We start from the raw sequence: 15,778 nt of genomic DNA on the forward strand, positions 1-15,778 counted from the left end.
GGAAGCGATATGAGGCGAGGCGTCGTGCTCGTGCTCCTGTCGCTTCTTTTGTTTCCGACTGTCGTCGGGGCAAAGGAAGCCGCTACTTGGGAACAAGAACGCATGTATTTTATTATGGTCGACCGATTTGTTGACGGAAATCCGGACAATAACGAACAGGTGGACAAAAATGATCCAAAAGCCTTTCATGGTGGAGATATTCGTGGGGTCATCGAGAAGCTCGATTACATCGAATCACTCGGATTCACGTCCATTTGGTTAACACCTGTTTTTGAAAACATGCCGGACGGCTATCACGGGTATTGGATTAAAGATTTTTATAACATCGACCCACAATTCGGGACGAAAGAAGATTTACAGGAGCTAGTCGATGAAGCGCACAAACGAGACATGAAAGTCATTCTCGACTTCGTCGTCAACCATGTCGGACCGAATCATCCTTGGGTGGAAGAAAAACCTGACTGGTTCCATGAACAGTTACCGATTGTATTTTGGAAAGACCAGGAGCAAGTTGAGACACATTGGTTGTTTGATTTGCCCGACTTCAAAACAGAGGATCCGGAAGTCAAATCGTATTTGATTGACGCGGCGAAGTATTGGATTGAAGAGACGGATATCGATGGCTACCGCCTGGATACGGTCCGTCACGTCGATCAAGCGTTCTGGAAAGACTTCGTCGAAGGTGTGCGGTCAGTCGACCCGGACTTTTACCTACTCGCTGAAGTGTTTGACCCGGACCCGAAATATGTCGCGCAATATGATGACCTCGGGTTCAACAGCATCACGAACTTTACATTCTATGACCGCGTATCAAAAACGATGACACAACAGCAAGCAAACGTCGACGAAATCGATGTTGCTGCTAGTTATGCCGAAACATTCTTCAACGACCCGAATCAAATGGCGACGTTCCTCGATAATCACGATGTGGAGCGTTTCACTTACCAAGCAGAGGCAAACGGAGTCGAATCTGCAGAACGCCGACTACGCCTTGGGCTCTTTGCGCTTTATGCATCACCCGGGATGCCAATCGTCTTCCAAGGGACTGAGAATGCTCAAAACGGTGGAGCCGATCCGGCGAACCGTGTCATGACGGAATTCCCGGGAAATGAAGATCTGCATGAATACGTCGCGACGATGAATCGCATGCGGGAAGAGTATCCGGTCTTTGCGACAGGTGAACAGCGAATGATTGCTTCAGAAGATGGAATGGCTGTCTTTGAACGAAAAGACGGCGATGACGTCGCCTTATATGCCATCAACATGAATGGTGAGGATCGAGAAATCGAAATTGATGTCAGTGAAATCGGGGAAGACAAGAGACTTCGCGGCCTTTTATTCTCGCAACTGGTCACAGATCAGCGCGGAACGTTTACAATTGAACTATCCGGCGAAAGTGCGAACGCTTACATCGTGGAGGAATCATCGGTCAATCCGTGGATGATGGGACTACTCGTCATTACGATTCCGATTTTCTTAACGGGTTTGGTCATGTGGAAGCGACGCAAATAAAAATGAAACGCTGAAAGACATGTTTGGAATTCACGGAAGCAGGGGGGAACACCATGCAAATCACAATTAAAGATGTGGCGAAACATGCGAACGTGGCACCGTCTACGGTATCGCGCGTCATCGCTAACAGTCCACGAATCAGTCAAAAGACAAAAGAACGGGTCAGAAGTTCTATGGAAGAACTCGGGTATCACCCAAACATTCATGCGAGAAGTCTTGCTAACCGTTCGACACAGTCGATTGGTCTCGTCATGCCGAGCGCGGCAACAAAGACGCTTCAAAATCCATTCTTCCCAGAAGTGCTACGAGGAATTAGCACGAAAGCGCATCAGAATGGATACTCGCTTTATATGACGACAGGTGTCACGGAAGAAGAGGTCTTATCCGGTGTCATCGAGATGGTACAAGGACGCCGTGTCGACGGTGTCATCGTCCTCTATTCACGGGAAGATGATCAAGTCGTTCAATACTTACGTCAAACGAAGTTTCCGTTCGTCGTGGTCGGGAAGCCGTTCGGGGACGCTTCTTCCATCACATACGTCGATACGGACAACTATTTGGCAGGTCGTGAAGTGACGAAACACCTTTATAACTTAGGTCATCGTCGCATCGCCTTCATCGGGGGCTCGGATAAACTCGCCGTCACACAAGATCGTCGGAACGGGTACGCGACGGCCCTCATGGAGGCAGGCATTCCGGTATGCGAAGACTATATCGCCCGGGCCGAATTTATGACGAAAGGCGGCGCGAAGGCAGTTCGTGAATTACTGCAAAACGAAGAGCCACCGACAGCCGTCGTCGTCAGCGATGACATGATGGCGCTCGGAGTCATCAGCACGCTCAGTGAGATGGGACTGAAGATTCCGGAGGACGTCGCGGTCGTCAGTTTCAATAACGTCTATATCGCAGAACACTCGAACCCGCCACTCACGTCGGTCGAAATTAACATCTTCGGTCTCGGTTTCGAGGCGACGAATTGCTTGATCGAACAAATCAGTGATAATGCGCCTCCTTATGGGAAGCGCGTCATCGTGCCACATTATCTGGTCGTCCGCCAATCATGTGGGCAGAAGAAGAGTAAGGCAACCGAAACATTAGAATCGAATTCTTGATTTACCAGACGATTTCGCCAGAGCGGGGTCGTCTTTTGCATATCCGTTTGATTGAAGCCGTCTGATGTAGGGAATTTCTTTCACGAAGGAATCGAAATCGAAAGGATGGATAGAGATGAGTGAAAGACGATTTGTCGGGACATTCGATACGAAAGAAAGCCTATTGTCAAAAATTAATGAGCTGAAAGAAAACGGCTATGATGAAGGGGAACTATTTGTCCTGACGGAGCGGGATGAAGCCGTTCATGTCCTTAAACGAGAGACGGACCTAAACGTAGAAGAAGGTGACACATCCTGGCTAGACAACCTCAACGGAGGGGGAAGCGAGGATCGGGATACGAAACAGGCGCTCACCGATTTAGGGATTGCAGACGACGAAATCGAACAGGCGCATTCTGACATCAAGCAGGGGGGATACGCCCTCGTCATCGACGAACCGGACACGGGGTTCAATGATGGGCGAAGTGCAGTATTCGAGGGACACGAAGCGAATGCGGCATTTGGTGAGAATCAGGAAAATGAACAGAAAGATTGATTGAAACCGTCTCAATTAGAGGTGGTTTTTTTGATTGTAAAATGTGACGAAAAAAAGAAAGAAAAAGTTTTATGCAAACGATTGCATTATTGTATCAGTCGTGTAAAATGAAAAGTGAGATTAAATACAGCGCTTTCATAGACAAACGGTTGCATGGACTGATTGTCCGTCGAAGGTAGCCTTGTAGAGAAAAAGGAGTGGCAGACAGATGAAACGATTGTTTGCAGTCGATGAATGGAAAGTAACAGAAGAAGGTCTTCACCCGAAGGAGAACCGTCTAGCAGAATCACTTACATCGCTCGGAAATGGGCATATGGGGATGCGAGGAAACTTTGAGGAAGATTACTCGAATGATACGCACCAAGGATTCTACGTGGCGGGTGTCTACTATCCGGACAAAACACGTGTCGGTTGGTGGAAGAATGGATACCCTGAATACTTTGCCAAAGTATTGAATGCGACAAACGTCATCGGTCTCCGCGTGGCGATCAATGGTACGCCGGTCGACTTGGCGAAATGGGAAGTGAAGGACTTCACGCGTGAGCTCGACATGCAACGTGGTGTTCTCACACGAACGTTCACCTTGATGAACGGAACAGAAGAAACGAATGTTGAAGTCGTCCGATTCTTCTCAATCGTGGATAAAGAAATCTTGGCAATCCGTTATAACGTGACACCGATTAACTATGAAGCGAAAATCGAGTTCACTCCATACCTAGACGGCGATGTCGAAAACGAAGACTCGAACTACGATGAGAAGTTCTGGTTACCGGTCGACCGTGGTGTGGAAGAGCGTTTTGGTTTCGTCACGACGAAAACGAAAAAACTCGACTGGCATGTCACGGCATCGATGATTGCGGACGTTGAGGGCGCACGTTGCGAAGTGCTTGAATCGACAGACTTGTTCGTGGCCAATACATTCACAGTCAACGTGGCTGCCGGTGAGACGGCGACTGCCTATAAATATGTATCGGTCGTGACAAACCGCGACCATGAGATTGAGGATCTTCAATCTGCAGGAATGAAACGTGTCGAAGCGGCATTCGAAAAAGGTTTTGAGACACTTCTTGCGGAACAGACGGAAGCATGGCTCGCACGTTGGGAAGATGCGGACGTTCGGATCGATGGAGATATCGAAGCGCAACAAGGGATCCGTTTCAACATCTTCAACATGTATCAGACGTATACGGGTGAAGATTCACGTCTTAACATCGGTCCAAAAGGATTCACAGGCGAGAAGTACGGCGGTGCGACGTATTGGGATACAGAAGCCTACTGCCTCCACTTCTATTTAGCGACAGCGAAACCAGAAGTCTCATGGAACTTACTCAAGTACCGTCATAACCAATTGCCACAAGCGAAAGAGAATGCCGTGAAGAATGTCGGCATGGAAGGTGCGCTTTATCCAATGGTCACGATGAACGGGGAAGAGTGCCATAACGAGTGGGAAATCACACATGAAGAGATTCACCGTAACGGTGCGATTGCTCATGCGATCTTTAACTATGCAAACTTCACGGGTGACAAGTCGTACCTTGGACAATACGGATTGGAAGTATTGGTCGAGATCTCGCGTTACTGGGCTAGCCGCGTCAATTTTGTCCCGCACAAAGACGTGTATATGATCCTAGGCGTCACAGGTCCGAACGAATACGACAACAACGTCAACAACAACTGGTACACGAACTTGATCGCCGCGTGGACACTCGAGTATACGCAAGAAGTGTACAACTACTTGAAAGAAGCAGAACCTGCACGTCTCGAAGAACTCGTGTCGACACTCGGTATCACGGATGCTGAACTCGCGAAATGGGCAGACATTCAAACGAAGATGTACTATCCGAAAGACGATCTCGTTCCAAATGTCTTCATGCAACAGGACGGATTCATGGATAAAGAGCAGATTTTGGTGAAGGACCTCGATCCAAAACATCTTCCACTCAACCAAAACTGGTCATGGGATCGCATCCTTCGTTCGAACTTCATTAAACAAGCAGACGTCCTCCAAGGACTCTATACGTTCGGTGACCGCTTCACGGTCGAACAGAAACGTGCAAACTTTGACTTCTATGAGCCACGCACGGTTCATGAGTCAAGCTTGTCACCATGCGTCTACTCGATCATTGCGGCAGAAGTCGGTTATGAGGACAAAGCGGTCGAATTGTATCAACGTTCCGCGCGTCTTGACCTCGATAACTATAACAATGACACGGAAGACGGCTTGCACATCACATCGATGGTCGGTTCATGGATGTCCATCGTTCATGGTTTTGCGGGAATGCGGATTCAAGAAGATACGCTCTCGTTCAGCCCGATGACTCCGAAGGATTGGAACGGCTACTCGTTCAATATGCTCTGGCGTGGCCATCACTTGACGGTCACATCATCGCGTGAACAAGTGACAATCAAGCAAACAGGTGGTACAGACGTAACGATTCACGTGTATGGAAATGCAGTAACGGTTCCTGCAGATGACTCGATTACAATCGAAGCAGTGAAAGCGTGACCATTCGCTTCATATGAACAAGTCGACTTCGGTCGGCTTGTTTTTGTATGAAAAACTTATCGGGTTTCCTGCATATTTGCTGTATGCAGCATGAATAATCTATGTTATCTTGATTCTTAGCTATTTTGAGAAAGGGGAGTTGAAGCTTGACGGAAGCCGTTAAAGAACATACACGAATCGGGGTTGTCTCGATCATCGGAGGATTGTTCGTTGCCTTATCCATGACATTATTTTTAATTCCAGCCGGCGTCTATTCGACAGGATTTACGGGCCTTGCCCAAATCTTGACAGCACTACTGGCCGGTACACCGTTTGAACTAGGGGAAGGGCTCTGGTTCTTTATTCTGAACGCACCGTTACTCGTCGTCAGTTACTTTATGCTCGGGCGGAATATGATGATTCACACGCTTGTCAGTGTCGCCTCGGTCACCTTGTTCATTCGTTTGCTTCCGCAATCGCAGCTCCTCTCGGACGACCCGCTCTTAAACGCCGTCTTCGGCGGTGTGCTTTTGGCAATCGGTTCAGGGATTACGATTCGATACGGAGCCTCGACAGGTGGCTTTGACATCGTCGCATTGATTTTGGCGAAATTCACGAACAACTCGGTCGGGGTCTATCTCTTCTTGATGAACATGATGATTGCCCTAGCTGCAGGCGCCTTGTTCGGGTGGCCGACAGCGCTCTACACGATCGTTTTCTTATATGTGACGTCAAAAGTGATCGACGAGATATATACAAATACACAGCGTCAAACGCTCTTTATCGTAACGAATCACCCGGATGAGGTGACGAAAGAACTTCATCAGCACGTGTTCCGTGGTATCACGCTCATGCCGGCGATCGGGACATACTCGAAAGTCGAGAAAGCGACGCTCATGATGGTCGCCCAACGACACGAGGTGCGTGAAATCACGCGCATTTGTAAAGATGCGGACCCATCCGTTTGGATCAATATCTTGCCGACAGAGGACGTCGAAGGAACGTTCCGTCGCTAAATTAACCCCTACTGTGCAAGCAGTAGGGGTTATTATATATGTATGACATAAGACGGTTTGGGGAGGATGCATGAATACAAAAACAGAGGCTATTCATCCTAATCAGGAAGAATAGCCTCTGTTTGATAATGGTTCAGTTCTAGTCGGTGCTTTCGTTATGCCTTGATGCCAAGTCTCTCTTCTAGGAAGAGGGCAATCCCATCATCCATGTTCGAAGCCGTCACTTCGTTGGCGACGCTTTTCAGTTGGTCGATGGCATTCCCCATCGCGACACCGGTCCCGACATAGTCGAGCATCTCGAGGTCATTCTCCTCGTCACCGAAGGCGATGATGTGTTTCCGATCGATATTCAAATACTTCGAGACTTCTTTCAATCCGAGTGCTTTTGATGTGTTTTTACTCATGACTTCGATCATATGCTCCGGCATGCGCCACTGACGATTCAAGACAGCCTCTGCATGTAGGTGGTCGAGCTGTGAACGAACAGATGCAACATGGTCTTTCGTCGCGTGAATCAAAAGTGAAGTCGGTTCATCTTGAAGATGCTTCAACAGGTTGCCGGATGTGACACTGAGCGCCCGCTCCGCATAGGGACTATAAAATTCTTGCGGGTCTTTTTGGAAGTAGACATGGTCGGTTACTTCCACGACGATGTTGTGTGCTTTCGTATCCGCAACTTCCTCAATGATATCGTGAGCGGTCTTGAGTGGGATCGGTCGGTGTGTGACCGCATAACTCGAATCTTTCGGGTGATGCACGAGGGCACCGTTGAAATTGACGAGTGGCGTCGTCAGGCCGAGTTGTTCATAATACATGATGGAGTGACGTTTCGGTCGCCCTGTCGCAATCATGACCTCATGACCGGCTTCACGAGCCGATTGAAGAGCGCGGAAGTTGCGCTCGCTAATTGTTTTATCATCTTGTAATAACGTTCCATCTAAATCAACTGCGATTAAATAACGTGACATCAGTCATCCTCTTTTCTTCACAATGATGTTTCTACGACCGTACCACATTTTTTGATTTGACGGAAAGAAAATACAATCGATGTCGCACTTTCCTGTCGAACAATGCTATACTAATGTCGTATGAATTTTTACGAATCATCTGTGAGATGGAGGGGACGTACAATGCGTTATGTAGTCACATTGTTCTGGGCGATTTTGCTCTCGAATACAGCGGTATTTATCATTTCTGCTGTAGATGGAGTAGAATACAACGCGATGATCGCAACTGGTTTTGGCGTGATCATCACAATCTTCGTTGCACTTCTCGATGTCATGAATCAAGACATGGGAATCAGCGACGTTGCACAAGAGAAGTAAGCCGTCTACAATCAAACTGACTCGCGCATGAGTCAGTCTTTTTTCTTATATCGATTTTAGAGGAGGGCATCACATATGAAAAATCCTGAAAAACGCGCGAACTTTATCACGTTCGCCATCATTGGTGCAATTATCGTCATCGGAATCGCTTTATTATTCGTTCTAAATGGTAATAATAATACAGATGATGGTGTCAACGCCGTCACTGCAGAGGAATTGCAACAACAGTTAGATCAAGATGGCGAGGTCGTCGCCTATTTCTGGCAAACTGGCTGTGAATATTGTGAGCAAGTAAAACCATATGTTGAACCGATGATTGAAGAGTATGACGCGGTATCGATCAACTTGGCCGACCATAACGTCTGGGAAACATATGGCATTCAAGGAACACCGACTCTTATTCGTTTTGAAGATGGAAAAGAAGTCGGTCGCATTGAAGGGGCAGTCTCTGAACAACAATATGAGACGTTCTTTAAGAATGAGGAGGCAAAAGAGGAATGAAGCGTCGTTTCTACCAAATGTTATTTGAGCTGAACGCCTCACCTTGGATTGCCACTCGCCTCAAGCGTTTCGCAGAGTCAGGCGCAAGTCGCCACTTGATTCCATCGTTCGCAAAAGTGTATGACATCGCTGTCGATGAAGCAGACCAACCTTTACAAGCGTATCCTTCACTTCACGCATTTTTTACCCGTCATTTGAAGACGGGGGCACGTACGATTGATGAATCAGCCGATACCCTTGTCTCCCCGTGTGACGGGAAGCTGTCAGTCATCGAGGCGATTTCGGAAGACAGTCGCTTCGAAGTGAAAGGCCAATCTTACACGCTCGCGGAATTGCTCGGTTCACAACAAGAGGCGAGACGTTACGCAGGTGGTACGGTCGTCGTGCTCTATCTCAGTCCACGTGATTATCACCGCGTCCATACACCACTCTCGGGTCGCGTCCTTAGCCACTATGAGCTCGGGGACCGTTCGGCACCGGTGAATGAGATCGGATTGACAGAGACAGTGCGCCCACTATCTCGTAACTATCGTCGTGTGACTCGCTTTGACAGTCCAGCTGGGACGTATGAGCATATCATGGTCGGGGCCCTTAACGTCAACACGATTGAGTGGACGCTCGAAGGAGAGCAGGCGAATAAAGGACAGGAAGTCGGATACTTCTCATTCGGCTCGACCGTCGTCCTTTGTTTTGAGAAAGATACGATTCAAATGGACCATCAAAAAATGGGTCCGGTTCGGCTCGGTGACGTCATCGGGACGATCAAAACCAACTAATTTTGCATCAATTTTCTTCCGACCGAACGATACACTAGTCGTTTGGTCGGTTTTCGTTTACCATAGAAGGGATATCAATACTTGTATAAGTAGTTGAATCGTTTAGCTAATTGGAGGAATTTTACGTGTTTAATCGACTTTATCCGAAGCAGTTCGTCGCATCTGTGTTTGACATCGACTTAGAAGAATTGAAAGACCGTGGGGTACGCGTCATTATGACAGACCTCGATAATACACTCGTGGCATGGGATGTCCCTCATGCACCAGAGCTTTTATTGATGTGGCTTGAAAAAGTGAAATCATACGGTTTCGATGTGATTGTCGTATCAAATAATAATGAGAATCGTGTACGAACGTTTACGGAGCCGCTCGGCCTTCATTATGTCGCTCGTGCGAGAAAGCCTTTGCCAGCCGGATTTAAAGAAGCACTCTCGAAATATGGCTATTCACCGAAAGAAGCCATCTTTTTGGGAGATCAGCTGTTCACAGACGTGCTCGGCGCCAACATGGCAGGCATTCATGTCATCCATGTCCAACCGGTCGTCAAAACGGACGGTCTGGTCACAAAATTCAATCGGATGCTTGAAAAGGTCGTTTTCGCCCATATGAAACGTCGCGGGAAGTATGTATTGATTACGAAAAAAGTGGAAGAACTCGCCGTCGACGCACAGCGTGCAAAAGTCGCGGTCGCCGAGAAAATTGGTGAGGCCATTCATCCACGTTCCGAAGATTCACATAAAAAAGATGAATAAGACCTCGAACGCACAGGAAGAAGGAGGCTGCCCATGTACGGCGACCAAGGCGTCGGAATTAACGCTTCAGGAGTAGCAGCGAGGTGCTACGGCGAATGAAGAAGGGGAAACCTAAACGGCAGTAAGTATAACTATGGAAGAAACCAAACGATATTGCGCTGGGTGCGGCGTGGCCATCCAAACGGAAGACCCGAACGGGGTCGGCTATGCACCGAAATCGGCACTTGACCGTGAAATTGTCATTTGCCAACGTTGCTTCAAGTTGAAGCATTACAACCAAGTTCAAGACGTGGAGTTATCAGATGATGACTTCTTGCGCATCTTGAATGGTATCAGTTCAAAAGAGGCACTCGTCATCAAGATTGTCGACATTTTCGACTTCAATGGCAGTTGGCTCCCTGGACTTCAACGCTCAGTCGGTTCAAACCCGGTACTGTTAGTCGGAAACAAGGTCGACTTGTTACCGAAGTCCGTCAACCCGAACCGGATGGCGAACTGGATGAAGGCAGAGGCAAAAGAACTCGGATTGAATCCGATCGATGTTCATTTGATCAGTGCGAAAAAAGGACACGGTATCGATGAACTTGCTGAAAAAATTGAGTATTACCGGAAAGGCAAAGACGTCTTCGTCGTCGGTTGTACGAATGTCGGGAAGTCGACACTCATCAATCAGGTGATCAAACGTTTCGGTGAAGAGGATGAAGCCATCATCACCGTCAGTCATTTCCCGGGAACGACGCTTGACTTGATCGACATCCCGCTCGACGATGATGCGAACCTGTATGATACACCGGGGATCATCAACCGTCATCAAATGGCACACTATGTCGATGCGAAAGATTTGAAGACGATCACACCGAAGAAAGAAATCAAACCTCACGTGTTCCAATTGAACCCGCAACAGACGCTCTATTTCGGCGGGTTGGCACGTTTGGATTATCTTGAAGGAAATAAGCGTTCATTCGTCATCTATATGTCGAACGAGTTGAAAGCGCACCGAACGAAACTCGAACGTGCGGATGAGCTCTATGACCAACATATTGGGAAGATGCTCAACCCACCGAACGAAAAGACAATGGAAATCTTACCGCCACTCGTCCGTCATGAGTTCAGCTTGCGGGACGGCGTGAAAACGGATATCGTGTTCAGCGGTCTCGGTTGGGTCGCCATTCACGGAAAAGGTGGTCGCATCGCGGCATGGGCTCCAAAAGGCGTCGCGGTCACACTTCGCGAGGCGCTCGTATGAATCTGGCCGTCATCGGTCACCCGATTGCTCATTCGCTCTCACCCCAGCTGCACGAGCAGTGGTTGAGGGCGTCTGGGCTTTTCGGGCGTTATGAGGCGATTGATGCCACCTTGGATGAACTCCCTGATTTATTTGCAGCGATGCGAGGCGGGGACTGGGATGGATTCAACGTCACGATTCCCTATAAAGAAGCGGTCGTTCAATACGTCGACGAACTTGACGAGGCAGCAAAGCTAGCTGGTGCCGTCAACACCGTGTATAAACGAGACGGACGACTCATCGGGACGAACACGGACGGTGCCGGCCTTGTCCAAGCATTGTTGCCACTCACAGACTTCACAGGACGTGTTCTGATTGTCGGTGCAGGTGGTGCGGCACGTGGGATTGTACAAGCTCTTCCGACACGTAACGTGACGATTGTCAATCGAACTGTCGAACGGGCAAAAGTGCTCGCCGATACGTTCGGAATCGCCCATACGACCTTCGATGAGATCGACATCTCGCAGTATGAGGTCATCATTCAGACGACTTCTGTCGGGATGGACGAGAGATCGACACCACTTTCATTAGAAGGATTACGACAAAACACGGTCGTTTGTGATATCATATATCGTCCACTTGTCACCCCGATGCTTCAAGAAGCGAAACGTCGCGGGGCGAAAATTGTGACAGGGGTCGCCATGTTCGTCGGGCAAGGCGCGCTCTCGTTCGAGAAATGGACGGGCGTAAAACCGGACGAAACCATTGGAAAAAAGTTAATCGAAGGATTATTGGAGGAATAATATACTATGTTATCAGGTAAACAAAAACGCTTTTTACGTGCCGAAGCACACCATCTCTCACCGATTTATCAAGTCGGGAAAAATGGGGTCAGTGAAGCGATGTGTAAAGATATCGCCGATGCACTCGAGAAACGTGAATTGATCAAAGTTCAAGTGCTTCAAAACTGCATGGATACACCAAAAGATGTAGCCGGTGAATTGTCAGAAGGTACACAGGCTGAAGTCGTTCAAGTTATCGGGAAAGTTATCGTCTTATACAAAGAGGCGACAGAGAAAGAAAATCGCCAAATCAAACTCCCATGAGCCGGATCGGCTTGATGGGTGGAACGTTCGACCCGCCACATCTCGGACATCTGTTAATCGCGGAACAAGCGCGTGAACAGCTTGCACTCGATGAGGTGTGGTTCTTGCCGGCTGCGATTCCGCCACATAAGGTCGGATTCAGTTCTGCGGAACATCGAATCGAGATGACGCGACGCGCCATCCAACATCAGTCCGACTTCAAGTTGAACTTGATTGAATTTGAACGGAGTGAGCCGTCCTATACGGTCGAGACGATGAAGCGGCTGATTGAACAGTATCCGAATGATGAGTTCTACTTTTTGATTGGCGCAGATTCGCTCGTGTCACTCGAATCGTGGCATGATTATGAGACACTCATTCAACTCGTCACGTTCGGTGCGGTCGCTCGCCCGGGGTCCCGTTATTTGATTCCGGAGAAGGCGGACGTTCGTACAATTGATATGCCACAACTTGAAATCTCATCGACGGATATCCGTGAGCGGGCGAAGCGAGGCAAATCCATCAAATATTTGGTCCCGACGCCAGTCGAGACGTATGTGAAGGAGCAGAAGTTGTATGACGTTTGAAGAAGCGCACGATTTGATTAAACAGACGCTACCGGAAAAACGCTATATCCACACACTCGGTGTCGTCGAGACGGCGGAGCGATTGGCGGTTCAGTACGGCGCGAACGTGGAAGAGGCTCGTCTAGCAGCGATGCTTCATGATTATGCGAAGTATTTTGACGTCGAAGAAATGCGTCAAGTCGTCATTGAAGAGGGACTTGATTCCAATCTTCTCGAATATGGGGACGAATTGTTGCATGCGCCGGTCGGTGCGATTTTACTGGCTCGTCAATATGACCTTGACGAGGCCGTGCTTTCTGCAATTCGAAATCATACGACAGGAGAGCCTGGGATGTCTCGTCTTGACCAAATCTTGTTCGTAGCTGATGCCATCGAACCGAATCGGGATTATCCAGGGGTTGATCGCCTGCGGGTAGAGGCAGCGCATTCGCTCGAAGGGGCGGTTGTGGCGACACTGAAGCAAACGATTGAATTTTTATTGAAGAAGTCGGTGCGCATTTTTCCACTGACAATTGAAACGTATAATGATTTTGTGAATACACCTTAGGAGGGTCAATATGACTGCAAGAGAAGAATTAGAATTGATTGTAAAAGCGGCTGACGATAAACGTGCCGAGGAAATCGTCGTACTCGACATGGAAGGAATCTCACCGATTGCGGACTACTTCGTCATCTGTCACGGGAACTCAGAGAAACAAGTCGAAGCGATCGCACGTGAAATCAAAGATGTGGCTGGCGAGAACAACTTACCGCTCCACAAATTCGAAGGAATGGATACGGCACGTTGGGTCCTCGCTGACCTTGAGAACGTCGTCGTTCACATTTTCCATCGCGACGACCGTGATTACTACAACTTAGAGAAATTGTGGGCTGACGCGCCGCACGTCGAAGTGGAAGTCGGCTAATGGCATACGAAGGATTCGCCTATGTATACGACGAGTTGATGAAAGACGCGCCGTATGATGAGTGGGTCGCTTTCGTGCGTCGTCACGTCCAAGATGGCGCGACACTCGCGGATGTCGGATGTGGAACAGGATCAGCAACGATTCGCCTCGCCGAACATTACGACGTCATGGGGATCGACTTATCGGAGTCGATGCTCGAAGTCGCACAAGAAAAGGCACTCGAAGCCGAAATCGAGTTGCCACTTTGGGAACAGGATATGCGTGAACTAGAGCTGCCGGAACCGGTCGATGCGGTGACAATCCTCTGCGATTCACTTTGCTATCTACAAGATGAGGCAGATGTGATCGACACGTTTGAATCTGTCTACAATCAACTCAAACCGGGCGGGCTATTCATCTTTGATGTTCACGCTCCGAACAAGATGCAGACGCTCTTCAACCAAAAGACGTACGCGTCAAACGGGGAAGACTGCTCGTATATTTGGTTTGCCGATCCGGGAGAGGCACCACTCTCAGTCGTTCACGATTTGACGTTCTTCGTCGCGCTTGAAGACGGAACGTACGAACGGATCGAGGAGACACATGAACAACGGACGTATGAACCTGGCCAGTACATGCAATGGTTGATTGGTGCCGGGTTCCACGTCAAATCGGTCACTTCTGATTTCACTGAACATGCACCGGGAGCGGATGCCGAACGCATCTTCTTCGTTGCCCAAAAATAAGGAAGACCCCATCGTAGATTAGCGATGGGGTCTTCATCTGTATCAGAAGTTTAATACTCGATTTATAAATTCAGCTTTGGCTTCAGTATATTTTTCTCTGTCCTCACGAAATTCAGTCGCTAACTGCTTTTTTAGAAGCCCGTATTCCTTCGCGAGTAAAGGAGATTCCCGTAGCTTGTCTCGAAATTCAATCTGTTCTTCCCACCGTTTTTCTGTGCCTTTCATGAGATGCAAATGAGCAACTCGTTTATCATCTTTCACTTTCACAAAAAATCTGCGCCAGGGCTTTCCATCCAATTCAGGTGGTACATAGTGCCAACCATATGCGGTTAAAGTATCAACAATCGCATTCATATTTACAAACGATTCGATTCGAATCATCACATCAATAATGGGTTTTGCAGGTAGACCGGGAACCGCTGTGCTACCTATATGTTCTGCTCCCTTAATATCAAATTTTGAAAGTACGTCAGACAACTCTCTTGTTTCACGTAGACCATATGCTTCCCATTGCATATTTGCATCTTCTATTTCAATCGCCTCATATGCCCAAATAGGAATCGTTAAGTGATCAGGATTCTCTTCTTTCATGAGTTTGATTCATCTCCTTGAAAGTACTCTCTGTGGCGAAGCTAATCTTGAAAAGAACAAAAGACCTCATCATAAAAATGTGTTTGAGGTCTTTTGGACGATCATGCTTCGTGGCTGAACTGCCACTGGACACCGAACTGGTCTTCGAGCATGCCATATGCTTTGCTCCAAAATGTCTCTTGAAGCGGCATCAAGACACGTCCGTTCACAGAGAGCGCCTCGAATTCACGATGGATGGCATCGAGGTCGTCCGTGACGACAGCGAGCGTGACATTGTCCCCGAACGTGACCGGTCCGTCAGGCATGGCATCAGAGAACATGAGCGATGAGCCGTGAATCAAGAGTCGGGTATGCAGCACGAGATCAGCCATTTCACTCGGCACCGGTTGACCGTCTGGACCAGGTTGATCACCGAACGTCATGATGTCTGGAGCAGCGTGTTTGAATACGTCCGCATAGAAGTTCACGGCGTCGCGGCAATTCCCGTTAAAGTTGAGATACGGATTGATGGGCATAGCAAGTTCCTCCTCGGATTCATAATATTTATTATAGAACATATGTTCGTAAAACGCAAGTGAGTCCAACTAAATTCGATTGTGTGATTGAACCCAATTGAGACTTGGGAATAAAGTGAATAGAGAACAAA

The 15,778-nt window shown here is 48.2% G+C and carries 19 protein-coding genes; 16 read left to right on the forward strand and 3 right to left on the reverse strand.

Annotated features, from left to right (window positions below; translation table 11 throughout):
• The first annotated feature begins 9 nt into the window (after nt 1-9).
• The 5 genes from KNO66_RS00515 to KNO66_RS00535 all read left to right on the forward strand — a co-directional run bounded on the left by KNO66_RS00515 (nt 10) and on the right by KNO66_RS00535 (nt 6,660).
• Entirely contained in the window at nt 10-1,512 is a 1,503-nt protein-coding gene (locus KNO66_RS00515) for an alpha-amylase family glycosyl hydrolase (RefSeq protein WP_214739426.1), read from the forward strand.
• A gap of 53 nt (nt 1,513-1,565) precedes the next feature.
• Nucleotides 1,566-2,624: a LacI family DNA-binding transcriptional regulator gene (locus KNO66_RS00520; protein WP_015880986.1), complete on the forward strand. Its 1,059-nt coding sequence runs from the start codon at nt 1,566-1,568 to the stop codon at nt 2,622-2,624.
• Between the two features lie 115 nt (nt 2,625-2,739).
• The gene (locus KNO66_RS00525; RefSeq protein WP_214739427.1) at nt 2,740-3,159 is read left to right on the forward strand and encodes a YflT domain-containing protein; all 420 of its coding nucleotides are present in this window, start codon (nt 2,740-2,742) and stop codon (nt 3,157-3,159) included.
• A 208-nt stretch (nt 3,160-3,367) separates the two neighbouring features.
• A complete protein-coding gene (locus KNO66_RS00530) occupies nt 3,368-5,665 on the forward strand; it encodes a glycoside hydrolase family 65 protein (protein ID WP_214739430.1) in 2,298 nt (765 codons plus the stop codon).
• A gap of 146 nt (nt 5,666-5,811) precedes the next feature.
• Nucleotides 5,812-6,660: a YitT family protein gene (locus KNO66_RS00535; protein WP_214739432.1), complete on the forward strand. Its 849-nt coding sequence runs from the start codon at nt 5,812-5,814 to the stop codon at nt 6,658-6,660.
• A 155-nt stretch (nt 6,661-6,815) separates the two neighbouring features.
• Here the strand turns inward: KNO66_RS00535 and KNO66_RS00540 are convergent, their stop codons facing one another.
• Entirely contained in the window at nt 6,816-7,628 is an 813-nt protein-coding gene (locus KNO66_RS00540) for a Cof-type HAD-IIB family hydrolase (RefSeq protein ID WP_214739434.1), read from the reverse strand.
• Nucleotides 7,629-7,790: 162 nt separating this feature from the next.
• Between KNO66_RS00540 and KNO66_RS00545 the strand changes: the two genes are divergently transcribed.
• The 11 genes from KNO66_RS00545 (at nt 7,791) to KNO66_RS00595 (ending at nt 14,541) form a co-directional block, all read left to right on the forward strand.
• Nucleotides 7,791-7,985, forward strand: coding sequence for a YjzD family protein (locus tag KNO66_RS00545; protein WP_214739436.1), 195 nt, complete (start codon nt 7,791-7,793; stop codon nt 7,983-7,985).
• Between the two features lie 75 nt (nt 7,986-8,060).
• The gene (locus tag KNO66_RS00550; protein ID WP_214739438.1) at nt 8,061-8,486 is read left to right on the forward strand and encodes a thioredoxin family protein; all 426 of its coding nucleotides are present in this window, start codon (nt 8,061-8,063) and stop codon (nt 8,484-8,486) included.
• Complete coding sequence (locus tag KNO66_RS00555) at nt 8,483-9,262, forward strand: phosphatidylserine decarboxylase (RefSeq protein WP_214739439.1); 780 nt, start codon at nt 8,483-8,485, stop codon at nt 9,260-9,262. The genes KNO66_RS00550 and KNO66_RS00555 overlap by 4 nt, the downstream gene beginning before the upstream one ends.
• Nucleotides 9,263-9,387: 125 nt before the next feature.
• Nucleotides 9,388-10,014, forward strand: coding sequence for a YqeG family HAD IIIA-type phosphatase (locus tag KNO66_RS00560; RefSeq protein ID WP_214739441.1), 627 nt, complete (start codon nt 9,388-9,390; stop codon nt 10,012-10,014).
• A 133-nt stretch (nt 10,015-10,147) separates the two neighbouring features.
• A complete protein-coding gene (gene yqeH / locus KNO66_RS00565; protein WP_214739443.1) occupies nt 10,148-11,260 on the forward strand; it encodes a ribosome biogenesis GTPase YqeH in 1,113 nt (370 codons plus the stop codon).
• A complete protein-coding gene (gene aroE, locus KNO66_RS00570) occupies nt 11,257-12,042 on the forward strand; it encodes a shikimate dehydrogenase (RefSeq protein ID WP_214739445.1) in 786 nt (261 codons plus the stop codon). Before yqeH ends, aroE begins: the two co-directional genes overlap by 4 nt.
• Before the next feature lie 6 nt (nt 12,043-12,048).
• The gene (gene yhbY / locus KNO66_RS00575; protein WP_214739447.1) at nt 12,049-12,345 is read left to right on the forward strand and encodes a ribosome assembly RNA-binding protein YhbY; all 297 of its coding nucleotides are present in this window, start codon (nt 12,049-12,051) and stop codon (nt 12,343-12,345) included.
• Nucleotides 12,342-12,911 carry a nicotinate-nucleotide adenylyltransferase gene (locus tag KNO66_RS00580; RefSeq protein WP_214739449.1) on the forward strand — a complete coding sequence of 190 codons (570 nt, stop codon included), beginning with the start codon at nt 12,342-12,344 and terminating at the stop codon, nt 12,909-12,911. Before yhbY ends, KNO66_RS00580 begins: the two co-directional genes overlap by 4 nt.
• Nucleotides 12,901-13,458: a bis(5'-nucleosyl)-tetraphosphatase (symmetrical) YqeK gene (yqeK, locus tag KNO66_RS00585; protein ID WP_214739451.1), complete on the forward strand. Its 558-nt coding sequence runs from the start codon at nt 12,901-12,903 to the stop codon at nt 13,456-13,458. The genes KNO66_RS00580 and yqeK overlap by 11 nt, the downstream gene beginning before the upstream one ends.
• Nucleotides 13,459-13,468: 10 nt before the next feature.
• A complete protein-coding gene (gene rsfS, locus KNO66_RS00590) occupies nt 13,469-13,816 on the forward strand; it encodes a ribosome silencing factor (RefSeq protein WP_214739453.1) in 348 nt (115 codons plus the stop codon).
• Entirely contained in the window at nt 13,816-14,541 is a 726-nt protein-coding gene (locus KNO66_RS00595) for a class I SAM-dependent DNA methyltransferase (protein WP_214739455.1), read from the forward strand. Before rsfS ends, KNO66_RS00595 begins: the two co-directional genes overlap by 1 nt.
• Nucleotides 14,542-14,583: 42 nt before the next feature.
• Here the strand turns inward: KNO66_RS00595 and KNO66_RS00600 are convergent, their stop codons facing one another.
• Nucleotides 14,584-15,132: a GrpB family protein gene (locus KNO66_RS00600; RefSeq protein ID WP_214739457.1), complete on the reverse strand. Its 549-nt coding sequence runs from the start codon at nt 15,130-15,132 to the stop codon at nt 14,584-14,586.
• A gap of 101 nt (nt 15,133-15,233) precedes the next feature.
• Nucleotides 15,234-15,647 carry a VOC family protein gene (locus KNO66_RS00605; RefSeq protein ID WP_214739459.1) on the reverse strand — a complete coding sequence of 138 codons (414 nt, stop codon included), beginning with the start codon at nt 15,645-15,647 and terminating at the stop codon, nt 15,234-15,236.
• Between the last annotated feature and the right edge of the window lie 131 nt (nt 15,648-15,778).

This window comes from Exiguobacterium sp. s48 (assembly GCF_018617395.1).
Classification (GTDB): domain Bacteria; phylum Bacillota; class Bacilli; order Exiguobacteriales; family Exiguobacteriaceae; genus Exiguobacterium.